This is a genomic window from Selenomonas sp. FC4001, from assembly GCF_000701565.1.
Lineage (GTDB): Bacteria > Bacillota > Negativicutes > Selenomonadales > Selenomonadaceae > Selenomonas_A > Selenomonas_A ruminantium_B.
Map to the genome: position 1 here is coordinate 147,103 of NZ_JNJF01000005.1, position 14,969 is coordinate 162,071.

A 14,969-nucleotide genomic window follows, 5' to 3' on the forward strand; every position below is an offset into this window, starting at 1 on the left:
TTCTCCCCATTCCCCTAAAATTTCTTTCCCTTTCCTGCTACTGCCATATAGAGCACCGGAACAATCAGTACCCCGAGCAAGGTGGCCAGCGTCATGCCGCCCACCACAGCAATCCCCATATTGCTGCGGGCACCGCTGCCGGCACCACTTGCCAAAGCTAACGGCAGGCAGCCGGCAATAAACGCCACCGAGGTCATCAGAATGGGCCGCAGGCGCAATTTGGCGGCCATCACCGCAGCACGGATAACCGAAGCCCCCTTCTTTTGCCGCTGTTTGGCAAATTCCACAATGAGAATGGCATTTTTCGCCGCCAGCGCCACCACCAATAAGATGCCGATTTGCATATAGATGCTGCCGGGCTGTTGCGCTATGAGTTCCGACAGAAGTGCACCGCCAATGCCCACAGGCACGGACAGAAGCACTGCCCAAGGCAGCCGCCAGGATTCATAAATAAAGGTCAGACACAGGAACACAAAGACCAGCGACAGCAATAAGAGCAGCGCCGTTTCCTCTTGTGCCTCCTTGGCATGGCGGCTGCTTCCCGCCCAGGCCATATGGAATCCATGTGGCGCAGCTTCCTGAACCACTTCTTCCATGGCATCCATAGCCTGTCCCGAGGAATACCCTTCTCCAGCAGAAATCTCGAAGTGGATGCTGCGCACCCCGTCATAGCGGGATATGCTGGCAGGTCCTGATGAGCGTTCCGCTTTGACCAGCGTATCCAACGGCACCATCACGCCATCACTGTTGCGGACGAACAGGAAGCGCATGTCAGCTAAATCATCACGAAAGGGCTTATCGGCCTGAACAATCACCTTATAGACATTTCCATAGCGGACAAAATCATTGACTTCCTCGCCACCCAAATTGACCTGCAGAGCACTGTAGACATCGGACATATTGACTCCCATAAGTTTTGCCTTATCCTCGTCTACCGTAAAATCTGCATAAGGCGTGCCGATAGAAAAGTCCGCCTCAACCTCATCAATTTCCGGACGCTCTTTGGCCAGGGCAGTAATTTTATTGACCACCGCCCAAAGCTCCTCCTCCGAATGACCAGAAACATCCTGCAGCTGGAGATTCGCACCGCCACTCATCCCCATCTCGGGAATAGCCGGTGGATTGATGCTTAGGACCACAGCTTCGGGCACAATCTGCGGGGCGGTTTCATCCAGCCAGTTCAGCAAATCATCCACACCCTGCCCATCTGCCAAGCGCTCTGACCAATCCTTCAAAGCCACAAAGAGTATCCCGGAATCCGAACGGGTATTGTCTGCCATCAAATCCACGCCGCCGATACTGATAACGGCCTTTACCGCTTCATGGGCCTGTAATTTTTCCGACAGCTGCAGCATCGAATCGATGGTATGATTGAGCGATGTGCCCGCAGGCAGTTTCAAGCCCGCCATGATATAGCCCTGGTCCTCTTCCGGCAGGAATTCCCGGGGCAGCAGCAGATAAAGCCCCACCGTGCCTGCCGTAAGCAGCACCAGCATAAGCAGAGCCAAGCGCCCCCGGCGCAAGCATACGCCCAGAATGCGCTGATATTTCCTGCCGACCCAGGCCAGGCAGCGGGCAAAATGAGCCAATAGCCAATTCTTTTCCGCCAGCTGTTCTTTGCTCCGCAGCAATAACACACACAAGGCAGGCGTTAAGGATAACGCCGCAAAGGCGGAAAGTCCCATGGAGACCACCAATGTCAGGGCGAACTGCCGGTAAAGAGTTCCCGTCATGCCCGGCAGGAAGGCCACAGGCACAAAGACCGCCGCCAGCACAAAGGCGATAGCCAGTATCGGCGCCTGCACTTCTGCCATGGCAGCTGAAGCCGCTTCTTTAACCGGCAGGCCGCGTTCCAGATGACGGGACACACTTTCGATGATGACAATGGCATCATCCACCACGAGCCCAATGGCCAGAATCATGGCAAATAAAGTCAGCAGGTTCAGTGAGTAACCGCAGAGGTAAAAGAAAAAGAATGTGGCAATCAGCGAGACCGGCACCGCCAGCAGTGTGATGAGCGTAGCCCGGCCATTGCCCAGAAAAAGATAGACGATAAGCGCCACAAGCAGCAGGGCCTCCCCAAAGGTATAGGCAACCTCCGCCATAGACTCCTCAATAAAACTTGTCTGGTCCACCACAATGCGGTATTCCATATCTGGTGGGAACATCTCCTGTGCCTCCGCCAGTATCTTCTTCACTTCGCTAATGGTCTCCAAAGCATTGGCACTATCCGTCAGCGAAATGCTGAAGGAAGCCGCTTCGAGGCCGTCCTGATAGGAAGCATAGCGGGTATCCTTCTTTCCTTCCGCCACAGAGGCCACATCCTGCAAGCGGACAATTTCACTGCTCTTTTGCGCAGGCAAAATAATTTGCCCAAAATCTGCCGGGGTTTCCCGGCGGTTCATCACCCGGCCGGTCAGCTGATGTTCCTGCTGACCCGCAACCGGCATCTTGCCCAAAGTACCGGCCGCCGGCTGGGCATTTTGTTCCTGAACGGCAGAAAGCACATCATTGACCGCCAATTTTTTGGCCGCAAGTTTATCCGGCTGCAGCCAGATGCGCATGGCGTAATCTTCCGCGTACTCATCCACACTGCCCACACCAGACACCCGCTTTATCTTGTCCAGAAAATACGTCTTGGCATAATTCTGCAAAAAAATACTGTCATAGGTGCCATGGGGAGAACACAGCGACATGGCAAAAACCATCCCCGGCAGGGACCGGCTGGTGGTCACACCGTGGTTCTGCACCGTCTGGGGCAGTGAAGGCATCACCGTGGCAATCCGGTTCTGCACACTGGCCGCCGCAATCTCGCCATCCACTCCCGGGGCAAATTCGATGCTCAACTGATACTCGCCGGAGGCATCTGAATTGGAAGTCATGGAACGCAGACCGTTCAGCCCGCGGATTTCCCCTTCAATGATAGTTGCCACCGTATCCTGCACGGTTTGCGCATCGGCTCCCTGATATGTTGCCGACACGGAAACCGTCGGCGGCATAATGCTGGGATATTCCGCCACCGGCAAGCGAAAAGCGGCCACAAGACCAAACAAGGTCAGCAAAACAGCCAGCACTACCGCTTGCAAAGGATGACGAATAAAATATTGTGCCAATAAAAACACCTGCCTGTTATTTCTCTCTTCTTATCCGGCAGGAATTAAGCTCCCTTTTGGACGGATAAAATACTTTTATATATTCGCCTATAACAGGTGTTTTTCCTGCCCCCGATTGCTAAATGTCAAAAATTCCCCACAAACATGCATTTTTACAAAAAAACTGCCCTTTTCCCCAAGGAAAAGAGCAGCTATAGCATAGGTTATTCTTTGAATTCGATTTTTCCGTTCATACCGGATTTAATGGTAAAGGACGGGTCAGCGGGCAGGGAGATTTTGACAATGGTCAGGGATTTTGACTTGTCAACATTTGACTGGTCAGATTCTGACGCGTCAGCTTCCGGGGTATTGATATCCTTCACGGTGCCCTGAAGCTTATGACCGTCGATTTCGTAATTGACAAATTCTCCGAGCCGTACTTTGGCCGCCTGCGTTTCTGTGAGTTTGGCTTCAAGCCAGGCATCGTTGCTGGCCTGAATGCGGGCTATTTCCTGATTGTTCTTGAGCTCGCTGTCAGCGGCCAGACCGTCGGCCAGGCGCACTACACCGGAGGCTGTAGCTACGATTTCCTTGACCTGTTGGTCACTCTTGGCATTGGCCAAAGCTGCTTCCGCCTGCTTCACCTGCAGTTCCGCCTGTTTCAGCACCTCGGGACTCGTGGGAATCACCGTGGTCTGCGTCGATACGGAAGGAGCAGAGTTTGCCGCTGCCTGGGCAGCAGCATAAGCCGCCGCTGCTTCATCCCTCTTCGCCGCGCTGATGGCGCCCATGCTGAAGAGTTCATTCATGCGCTGCATGCGGGCATAGGCATTGGCCGCCCGCTGCTGGGCACCGCTGTCCACCACTGGTGCCGAAGGCTGTGCTACAGTCGTTCCCTTCTGCAGCTGCGCATAGCTCTGCTGGGCCAGCTGAACATTCTGCTCGAGCTGCGCGATATCTTCCGGGGTAATCTTGGATTCTACCCGCGCAATGACAGCTCCCTCTTCCACATAGTCGCCATCCTGCACCAGTACTTCCGTAATCTTACCATCCCCCTTGGCGCTGATTACCGACTCGTTGCCAACGACTACCGCATCACTGACGGTAAAGCCGCGCTGATTGTGCTGATAAAGGTACAAGCCACCGCCAGCCAATGCCGCCAGCGCAATCAAGCCCAGCAGGCCAAAGCGGATAAAATTTTTCGCTTTCTCTGTAATATCTACTTCCATCTATATCCCCCCTTGGGATTTTATTACCATAAAGTGCAGTTTGTAGGTTAGTTCGTGCCAATAATATTCTGTTCATACGTAGTCAGGGGTGAACGGGGGAGTAATTTTTCTGTTTTCCGCTAAACGACCCCCTCGCGGAATAGCGCTGTCCAGCTACTCGCGCCGGGCAGGCCAACGGCGCTGCTTTCAGCGTATCTACTTAGCAGCTACCTGCAGGGGCCAGCCTTCACTTCGTTCAAGCAGTCGCTCCCTACAGAAAAATCACTCCCCCGTCCGCCCCCAGCTGCGGCCTATACAATTGCCACGAACTCGTCTCTCCCGTAACAAGAACATCGATGTACTTGCTCCTTGTCATCACGAAAATGACCTTTGACATGGACATCACTTAGGGCGGAGGTGGTGATGCTTTTCGCCGTGGAACGACTGTCCGAACACAGTGAGGACTGGCCCACAAGCAACATAGACTAAACACTGAGCTGAACATACGCGCCGCCGGTCTTGCCCGGCGCAGGTAACTAAAAAGCCCATACCTTTACTTGTGGGTCATTTAGTGCAACGGCGAAAAGTATTACCACCTCCGCCCCCACTGAGCTGTAACAACTAAAAATAATCTCGCAATAACATCGATAAACTGCAATCTACTCAAAAGCCCGTTGACACTTCTGCCAGCGGACTTTTAAGTTAAGGGAATTTTTCAATCCCCTTATTTATTCACTTAGCCCAGCTGAGCCTTAATCACTTCTACAGCCTTATCAAATGCCTGCGGCAGTGCTTCTGCATTCTTGCCGCCAGCCTGAGCCATGTCCGGACGGCCGCCGCCGCCACCACCGACAACAGCAGCTGCTTCCTTGATAATCTTGCCGGCATGGATGCCCTTGGCATTGGCTTCTTTCGTTGCCTTAACCACGAGATTTACCTTGCCATCATTTGCGCAGGCCAGAACCACAACGCTCGGCGTATCGAGCTTGGAGCTCGTCATATCGGCAACTTCACGGAGTTCGTCCATGCTGCCGGCATTGGTCTTGCCGCAGACAACGTTCACGCCGTTTACTTCCTGCAGACCAGCAATGAGTTTAGCCGCATCGGCCTTGTCACGCATAGCAGCGACTTCGTCGAGCTGCTTCTGCATAGCCTTCATTTCGCCCTGCAGCTTTTCAATCTGTGCCGGAACTTCTTCTTCCTTGGTCTTGAGCTTGCTAGCAGCTTCCGCCAGCACTGCCATCTTAGCATTGGCATAGTCAAGCGCAGCCTTACCCGTGATGGCTTCGATACGACGCACGCCGGAAGCTACACCACTTTCGCTGACAATCTTGAACATGCCAATCTGGCCGACATTAGCTACATGAGAGCCGCCGCAAAGTTCCATGGAGAATTCAGGAACCTTGACCACACGTACCACATCACCGTATTTTTCGGAGAACAGTGCCATAGCGCCTGCTTCCTTGGCTTCCTCAAGGCTCATATGGGAAATTTCCACATCCTGACCCTTGAGGATTTCGTTGTTGACGAGTTCTTCCACATCAGCGAGCTGCTGAGCCGTCACCGGTTCAAAGTTCGTGAAGTCAAAGCGCAGGCGTTCCGGCGTAACGGAGGAACCAGCCTGGCTGATCTGGTCGCCAACGACCTTCTTGAGAGCAGCCTGCAAGAGATGCGTAGCCGTATGGTTGCGGGCAGAAGCCAGTTTCTGTGCCTTGTTGACAGCAATCTGCACTTCGTCGCCGACTTTAAGCTGACCTTCTTCAACATAGGCCACATGGTAAACCGTGCCATCCGGCAGTTTCTTGGCGTTGCTGACGCTGATATGACCGAATTCAGAAGTCAGGATACCTTCGTCACCAACCTGTCCGCCGCCTTCTGCATAGAACGGCGTCGTCGTGAGGATTACACCAGCTTCCTGGCCGTCGGTGATTTCGTCCACCAGCTTGCCATCCTGCCAGATAGCAACAACCTTGCCTGCCGTAGCCTGCTCATCAACCGTCAGCTTGCTGACATCGATGGAGGACAGGTCAGGCACAGCCACGCGAGTGTTTTCGGCACGAGCGTTGCGGGCGCGGGTGCGCTGCTCGTCCATAGCCTTGTCAAAACCTTCTTTATCAAGCTCCAAACCATTTTCATGGAGAATTTCTTCCGTCAGTTCCCAGGGGAAACCAAAGGTATCGTAAAGGCGGAAGGTAACTTCGCCATCGAGCGCCGTCTTGCCGGCAGCCTTAACCTTTTCGATTTCGGCGCCGAGAAGTTCCATGCCCTGATTGAGGGTAGCTGCGAAACGGTCTTCTTCGAGGCTGATAACCTTCTTGATGTAGTCAGCCTTGTTAACGAGTTCTTCAAAGTCCTTGGCACCGCGGTAGATTTCCACAGCAGCGTTGACTGCACCTTCGAGGAACTTGTCCTTGATGCCGAGCATACGGCCATGACGGATAGCACGGCGCAGGATGCGGCGCAGGACATAGCCACGGCCTTCGTTGGAGGGCAGAATGCCGTCCATAATCATGATGGCCATGGAGCGGGCATGGTCAGCGATAACCTTGAGGGAGATATCCTTTTCGGCATCTTCACCATAGGTCACGCCGGCAACGCCTGCAGCATATTCAATAATCGGGTACAGGAGGTCGGTTTCAAAGTTGGTCTTCTTTTCCTGTACAACGGAAGCAAGTCTCTCCAGACCGCAGCCCGTATCGATGTTCTTATGGGCAAGGTTCTTGTAAGAACCATCTTCCTGCTTGTCGTACTGCGTGAACACGAGGTTCCAGATTTCAAGGTATCTGTCACAGTCACAGCCAACAGCGCAGTCCGGCGAGCCGCAGCCGCGTTCTTCGCCCAGGTCGATGTAGATTTCGGAGTCCGGACCGCAGGGGCCGGGGCCGATTTCCCAGAAGTTATCTTCCATCTTAACGATGTGGTCCTGCGGGAAGCCCGGCTGGGATTTCCAGATTTCGATGGCTTCATCATCATCCGGATAAACCGTAACCCAGAGTTTGTCCTTCGGCAGTTCAACGACTTCCGTCAAAAATTCCCATGCCCAGGGAATAGCTTCGCCCTTGAAGTAATCGCCAAAGGAGAAGTTGCCCAGCATTTCAAAAAACGTCTGATGGCGGGCGGTACGGCCGACATTTTCGATATCGCCGGTACGCACGCAGCGCTGACTGGTCGTCACACGCGTGCGGGGCGGCTTCATCTTGCCCGTGAAGAACGGCTTCAACGGTGCCATACCTGCACCAATCAGGAGCAGGGTCGGGTCATCCTGCGGAATCAGCGAGAAACTCGGCAGGCGAAGATGCCCTTTCTTTTCTGCAAAGAACTGCAAATAAGCTTCGCGCAGTTCGTTACCACTCATATACTTCAAACAAATCTACCCCCATATAGGTATTTTGCAGCAGATGGGCTCTGCTGTAATTTACAAACTTAACGTTCCTATTTTAGCACAAAACAGGCCATAAATAAAAGGGCTTGCGGTAATTTTTGCAAATTATCCGCAAAGCCCTTATGCTTATCCATTATTTTCACCATTTCCCCGGCGGGAAATGATTTCTTCCTTGATGTCCTCGTAGAAGGTGTAATGTCCCCGACAATGTTCCTTGCTGTAATAGAGAGCATCATCACTGCGCTGCAGCAGGGTGTCCAAAGTCACCGCTGCCTGATCCGTGGAAGCCACCCCGATACTCATGCCCAGCCCGCGAAAACTGATGTCCTGATTGAAAAATTCCCTGGCGGCCTTATAGAGCTGGTCCAGCTTATACATCAGACTCTTCCGCTCCGGCACAGCAAAGATGGCCACGATGAACTCATCGCCGCCAATTCTGGCGATAAAGTCCTTGGGGAACGCATTTTGCAGCAGTTCCGCCACCGCCATCAAAGCCGCATCACCATACTGATGACCGAAGGTATCATTGAGCTGCTTGAACTGGTCCAAATCCATATAGCAGAGGGTCAGTGCCCCGCCGCTGTGGCTGCGGTGATGGTCCACAAATTGATAGAAGTACCGCCGGTTCGCCAACCGCGTCAAATCGTCTGTGCGGGAGAGCAGGAGAATACGTTCCTTATTGGCGTATTCGTCGGTCACATCCTTGGCCACGCCAATATTGCCAATCATCTTGCCATCTTCGTCAAAAATCGGTGCCTTATAGGTTTCCAACTGCCGCAGGCCTAGTTTGGAATGCAGCACCTGCTCCTGAAACAGTGTCGGCTTGGGATTGGCGGCAATCGCCGCATCCGTTTCGAGACAGACATACTCCCCTTCCGCATACTGCTCCGGACTGATGCCCCAAATCTCATAATGCTTTTTGCCTTCCACTTCGGCCATGTCCTTGCCCACCATCTCACAGAAAGCCTGATTGACTTTGAGATGATGACCTTCCATATCCTTGAACCAGACAAAGCCCGGCATGGTGTCCACCACCGTCTGCAGGCAGTTGCGTGTATGCCAAAGCTCCTTTTGCTTATAAAGGTCTTCCAATAAGTGCTGACAGAAGAACGGCCAATACTTATCAATGCCCTTAAGCGGCCACACGCGACAGGCACGCGCAATTTTGTCCGACGATAAATCATCCAGTTTGTCGGAACAAATGATTAAGCGCGTATCCGGGCCAAATTGCGCATCAAATTGTTCAGTATCCCCGTCAGCGTCGGTGTTTAAGATCACAGCAGCGCATTTTCGCTCGGCCATCGATGGCAAAGCAGCTAAAGAATCCACCACTTCCAGCTCCACCTGACAATTTGCAGGGATATCCGCACTCTTCATAGCCCTGACTGCAATCTCTGGCATACCCGCCATAACGACCAAAAGATGACAACGGAACATATTTATACACCTCGAACCAGTTGCTTGAACCGATAAAGAGCCCCACGATTTACTCATGGGGCTCCATAAATTTCTATAAGGTATTACTTATAGGTATAGTATCAAAGAGAACCACCATTGTCAATTACATTTTCGCTGTTATCCCTATAAGATTAAATATTAAACGGCGCAAAGAGTTTCCGCAGGTAATTGAATCCTTTGCTGATGGCCTTTAACAGCGGCTCCATGGTCTTAGGCTGACGAATGGCCAGCTGCAATACCTTATGCCGCAGATTCCGATATTCTGCATCGAAGTTTGCCAGCTGCTCCTCCATCTCCATTTCCACCGACACTTCAGGAATATTAGAAGGCTGAACCTCACTGGCCCGGCCATGAATGACCACAGCATCGCCACGGAAGGGAATATAGGCCTCGCCCTGATACTCCTTCTGAATCCGCCCCTTCAAATACTCCTGCCCCTGTGCCTCACCGTGAACGATAAAGATTTTCGCCGGCTTGGGATTCTGGAAATTGCTAATCCAATCCATAAGCTGGTCGGTATCCGCATGAGCCGAAAAGCCGTTCATAACCTGAATCTGCGCCTTGACCGCCACTTCCTCACCCATAATCCGCACGCGTTTGATGCCTTCCACGAGACGGCGGCCCAAACTGCCTTCCGCCTGATAGCCCACGAAGAGAATCGTGGACTCCGGCCGCCAGAGATTGTGTTTCAGATGGTGCAGGATGCGGCCGGCATCGGCCATACCCGAAGCCGAAATGATGATGGCCGAACCTTCGGAACTGTTGAGTGCCCGGGACTCTTCCGGCGTCTTGCAGATGCGCAGCTGCGGAAATTCCGTCAATTTCTCGCTGTTGCCAAACATCTCAATGGCTTCTTCGTCAAAGTCCTGATAATTCTTCAAAAAGATACGGGTGGCGTTGATAGCCAAAGGACTGTCCAGAATAATGGGAATATCCCCATCCAACCGTCCCTGCTTCCAGAGATTATAGAAGTAATAGAGCAGGGTCTGGGTGCGGCCCACCGCAAAGGAAGGAATGATTACATTGCCGCCCCTGTCCATGGTATCGTTGACGATTTCGAGCAGCTTTGTTTCCTTGTCGTAGGTTTTGTGTTTGCGGTCACCATAGGTGGATTCCACCACCAGAAAATCTGCCCCTTCAATCACCGTGGGGTCCTTGATGATGGGCTGCTTGGGCTGGCCCAGGTCACCGGAGAACACGAGCTTGGTGGTTTTATCCCCTTCCGTCACCATCAGTTCCACAATGGCCGAGCCGATGATATGCCCTGCATCAAAGAATTTTACCTGCACATTGTCCCCCAGAGAAAATTCCTGCTCATAGGGCATGGGGACAAAATGCTTGAGCGCATCCATGGCATCGTCGATGGAATAGATGGGCTCCACCGGTTCTTCGCCCCGCCGCTGATTCTTGCGATTGAAGGATTCCGCGTCGGACTGCTGGATAAAGGCCGAATCCGGCAGCATAATCTGCGCCAGGTCACAGGTGGCCTGGGTAGCATATACCGTGCCCTTAAAGCCTTCCTTTACCAGTTTCGGAATCAATCCGCAGTGGTCCACATGGGCATGGGTGAGAATGACCGCCTCAATTCCCGCGGGGTTAAAGGGAAAATTCTCGTAGTTGTGCTCGCGAATCCGCCGGGCTCCCTGAAACATGCCGCAATCGATGAGGAATTGCCGTTCCTGCGTTTCGAGCAAATAGCAGGAACCTGTCACCGTATGCGCTGCGCCTAAAAATTCCAACCGCATAAAAATCCGCTCCTTTCAGGATTATACTTGTATAATTCCTTAAAGGAGCGGGAAATTCCTGCTTATTTATTTTTCGCCAATCAGGCGGACTTCCGGCTGCAGTTCAACACCATGCGCTTCCTTGACGCGCTTCTGCACTTCGCGGATGAGGTTCAGCACATCCGCCGCGGTGGCGCCGCCTTTGTTCACGACGAAGCCTGCATGCTTGGTGGAAACCTGCGCGCCGCCCACAGACAAGCCCTTAAGTCCCGTCTGATCGATAAGCGTACCGGCAAAGTAGCCCTCGGGCCGCTTAAACGTACTGCCCGCGCTGGGCATTTCGAGCGGCTGCTTGGACTCACGGCGCTGGGTAAAATCCGCGATACCGGCGCGGATTTCTGCTTCGCTGCCGGGCACCAGTTCGAGTTCCACTTCCACGATGGCTTCCCCGTTATTCTGGAAGATGCTGTGGCGATAGCCCAACTCCAACTCCTCCAGAGTGTACGTCTTGATTTCCCCGGCACGGGTAACAGCCTTAACGGCCTTGACCACATTCTTGGTCTCTCCGCCATAAGCACCGGCGTTCATAAAGACGGCACCGCCGATGCTGCCGGGAATGCCACAGGCAAATTCCATCCCGGCCAGACTGTGCTGGGCAGCAGCTTCGGCCACATCCTTGAGCAGGGCGCCAGCCCCTACGGTCATCTTCGTACCATCCACAGCAATGCTGCTGATGGTATCGGCGAAGTTTACCACCACGCCGCGGATGCCCTTGTCGCTGACCAGCATGTTGGAGCCATTGCCCACAAAAGTCAACGGCAGTTCATATTCCTGCACGAGCTGCAGGATTTTCTGGGTTTCTTCCAAATTGGCCGGTTTTATCAGGCAATCTGCTGGGCCGCCAATCTGAAAGGTGGTATGTTCACTCATGGGAGCGTTCAGCATAATCTGTTCCGGCTGCAAAAATTCCCGGCAGGCCCCGATGAAATTCTCATTGATCATCTTTCGCATTCATTCCTATCTTACATTACTTACTTTTTCCACATGCGCAGGCCCGGGCCCACTTCTGCGAGCTGCCCGAAGTCAAGCTGCCGCAAAGCCTCATAGGCCACTACCGCCACCGCGTTGGAGAGGTTCAGCGAGCGGGCATCCGCAATCATGGGAATGCGCACGCAGGAATCCCAATGGGCGTTTAAGATTTCCTCAGGAATCCCCGCCGACTCCTTGCCGAACACCAGCATATCCTCGGAGGTGTACTGCACTTCCGTATGGGCATGCGGCGCCTTGGTGGAACAATAGTAGAAATTATGGTCGGGATATTTTTCCAGCACTTCATTGAAGTTCTCGTGATAATGAACCTTCACCAAATGCCAGTAATCCAGTCCCGCCCGCTTCAAATGCTTGTCATCGGTGGAAAAGCCCAAGGGCTTTACCAGATGCAGCTCAATGCCGGTAGCGGCACAAAGACGGGCAATATTGCCCGTATTGCCGGGAATTTCCGGCTCGATTAAAACAATATGCAAAAAACTTACACCTCTTACAAATTGGCCAGCACTTCCAATGCTTCATCACTGGTCATCAATATTTCACGTGGCTTGCTGCCGACATTCGGCCCCACGATATTCAACTCTTCCATCGTGTCAATCAGCCGCCCGGCCCGAGTAAAGCCGATATGGAAGCGCCGCTGAATACTCGATGCCGATGCCTGCCCCGTACTCATGACGAGATTGACCGCATCAGCTAGCAGCGCATCGGTCTTGGGTGCACTGCGCGCCCCCTTGCCGCTGTCTTCCTCTGCCGCCTCGGACATTTCCTTTTGGGTAAAGGCTTCGATTTCCTCGTTGGGTTCCATTTCCTGTCCCTGTGCGCGGATGAACTCGAGCAACTTTTCCACTTCCTCATCGCTAATAAAGGCGCCCTGCACGCGGCGGGGCTTGGACGCGCCAATCGGGAAGAAGAGCATATCGCCGCGCCCCAACAGTTTTTCGGCACCGCTGCGGTCAAGGATGGTACGCGAGTCAATCTGACTGGACACCGCAAAGGAAATTCTTGACGGCACATTGGCCTTGATGATACCCGTGATAACATCAACGGACGGACGCTGGGTAGCCAGCACCATGTGAATACCAGCCGCACGCGCCTTCTGTGCCAGACGGCAGATAGCGTCTTCCACATCATGGGGCGCGACCATCATCAAGTCCGCGAGCTCGTCGATGATGATGACGATGGCGGGCATCTTATCGTCCGGGAAGCTGTCGTTATAGCCCTGCATATTGCGGACACCTTTTTCCGCAAACTTGCTGTAGCGCTTCTCCATCTCCTGCACCGACCAGTTGAGTACCGATGCCGCTTTCTTGGCGTCGGTAACTACCGGCACCATCAGATGGGGTATGCCGTTGTAATTGGACAGCTCGACCATCTTGGGGTCCACGAGGATGAATTTGACTTCATCCGGCTTGGCCTTAAAGAGAATACTCGTGATCAGTGTATTAATGCAGACGGACTTACCGGAACCTGTGGCACCAGCCACCAAAAGATGCGGCATCTTGCCCAAGTCGGCAAAGATGCCCTGCCCGCCGATATCCATGCCGAGGCCCACGGTAAGTTTGGACTTGGCCTTGTCAAACTTGGCATTTTCCAAAACTTCGCGAAGCTGCACGCCTTCAAGCTCCTTATTCGGCACCTCGATACCAATGGCGCTCTTGCCGGGAATCTGTTCGATACGCACAGAAGCGGCCGCAAGTCTTAGGGCAATGTCGTCCGCCAAATTGGTAATCTTGCTGACCTTCACTCCGGGAGCCGGTTCGAGTTCGTAGCGCGTAACGGCCGGTCCATGGCAGGCATTGAGAATGGTAGCCTTGACCTTGAAGTCAGCTAGCGTCTGCTGCAGCACCCGGGCATTATCGGCAATTTCCATTTCCAAGGCCGTATTCTTGGCCTTGGCATGCTTGCTTAAAATCTCCGTGACCTTCGGCAGTTCATAGGGCTTAACCGGCTTGGACGGTTCTGCTGCCGCCTGCTCGGAGCCATCCAGAATAGCCGCCGCAGGCCGGATGGGCGCAATCTCCCCATAGCTGGGCATCGCCGTACGCTTGGCCGCATCCTTCATGGGCTTAGCCGAAGGAGCCACCGGTTTTGGCTGGGCCACATTGACAGCAGGCTGACTTGTCAAATTTGACTGGTCAACTGTTGACATGTCAATTTCTGACATGTCAACTTCCTCCAAATCAACGCTTTCTTCCTCCGCCCCATCATCCGGACGGCCATATTCAATGGTAAACTGCGGCAAGTCCTCTGCCTTTGTTTCCATTTCAGGTGCGGGTGTACTTACTGCAGGTTCAGCCACCGTCTCGGCAGCTGCCGCTTTTTCTTCTGCAGGCGGCTCGGCAAAATGGTCATCCGTTTCCTGATTGTAGAAGGAGGCCTTGACTTTCTCCACGACCTTTTCCTCTACCCGTTCGCTGACATCAGCGACCTTTTCATAGGCCACCGCCATGGCCTTGCCAGTGACAGCGGCACTCTTGGCCGCCGTGCGCTGCGTGCGCAGGACGCCGTTCGCCAAAGACCAGGTCGTGGAGAGCAAAATGGAGCCAATCACGCCTGCCCCGAGCAAAATGATGGAACCATCCACACCGAAGAACTTCCGCAAAATTAAGAGCAGCCCGCCGGCCATAAGGCCGCCGCCCCGCGGCAGACTCTCCGGCAGAATTTCCGCTCCTGGTTCCACGGCCATATGATGCCAGATGGCCAGCACCGACAAAAACAACAGCCCCAGCCCGAAAAACCGCGGCGAATACCGCAGGCCATGATGCTTGACGATATACTGATAGCCAATTAAGAGAATCAGCAGGGAAATCACGATGGCGCCAATGCCAAACATATAGTTCAGGCATTTGGCAAAGTAGAGTCCCACAAATCCCACATTGAGCCCGCAAAGACCACAGATGGAAATCAGGCTTACCGCTGTCAAAAAGAGGCCCCAGAGTTCATATTTGCGCTCCGGGCTTCCGGGCTGCTGGGCCGGAGCCCGCTTCTTCCCGGAAGCCTTTCTGCGCCGCGGAGCCGTCTTGCGCTCCGTCGTCTTCTTATTCAAGGGATCACCTCA

Annotated in this window: 8 protein-coding genes; all 8 read right to left on the reverse strand. The window is 53.6% G+C overall.

The annotated features are described in order from the left end of the window. Positions 1-14: 14 nt before the first annotated feature. A complete protein-coding gene (locus T320_RS02585) occupies positions 15-3,113 on the reverse strand; it encodes an efflux RND transporter permease subunit (protein WP_051608562.1) in 3,099 nt (1,032 codons plus the stop codon). A gap of 203 nt (positions 3,114-3,316) precedes the next feature. After that, positions 3,317-4,321: an HlyD family secretion protein gene (locus T320_RS02590; RefSeq protein ID WP_037352901.1), complete on the reverse strand. Its 1,005-nt coding sequence runs from the start codon at positions 4,319-4,321 to the stop codon at positions 3,317-3,319. 715 nt (positions 4,322-5,036) lie between these two features. Further along, on the reverse strand, positions 5,037-7,655 hold the full coding sequence (gene alaS, locus T320_RS02595) for an alanine--tRNA ligase (RefSeq protein WP_231465835.1): 2,619 nt from the start codon (positions 7,653-7,655) through the stop codon (positions 5,037-5,039). A 153-nt stretch (positions 7,656-7,808) separates the two neighbouring features. Then, positions 7,809-9,059 (reverse strand): sensor domain-containing diguanylate cyclase, encoded by a 1,251-nt coding sequence (locus T320_RS02600; RefSeq protein ID WP_197019359.1) that lies wholly within the window; start codon positions 9,057-9,059, stop codon positions 7,809-7,811. Positions 9,060-9,271: 212 nt separating this feature from the next. Then, entirely contained in the window at positions 9,272-10,885 is a 1,614-nt protein-coding gene (locus T320_RS02605; protein WP_037352908.1) for an MBL fold metallo-hydrolase, read from the reverse strand. A gap of 66 nt (positions 10,886-10,951) precedes the next feature. Then, the gene (murB, locus tag T320_RS02610) at positions 10,952-11,866 is read right to left on the reverse strand and encodes a UDP-N-acetylmuramate dehydrogenase (RefSeq protein ID WP_197019360.1); all 915 of its coding nucleotides are present in this window, start codon (positions 11,864-11,866) and stop codon (positions 10,952-10,954) included. Between the two features lie 29 nt (positions 11,867-11,895). After that, positions 11,896-12,387, reverse strand: a complete 492-nt coding sequence (trmL, locus tag T320_RS02615; RefSeq protein WP_037352910.1) for a tRNA (uridine(34)/cytosine(34)/5-carboxymethylaminomethyluridine(34)-2'-O)-methyltransferase TrmL — start codon at positions 12,385-12,387, stop codon at positions 11,896-11,898. Between the two features lie 14 nt (positions 12,388-12,401). After that, positions 12,402-14,957 carry a DNA translocase FtsK gene (locus T320_RS02620; RefSeq protein ID WP_037352911.1) on the reverse strand — a complete coding sequence of 852 codons (2,556 nt, stop codon included), beginning with the start codon at positions 14,955-14,957 and terminating at the stop codon, positions 12,402-12,404. Positions 14,958-14,969 lie beyond the last annotated feature (12 nt).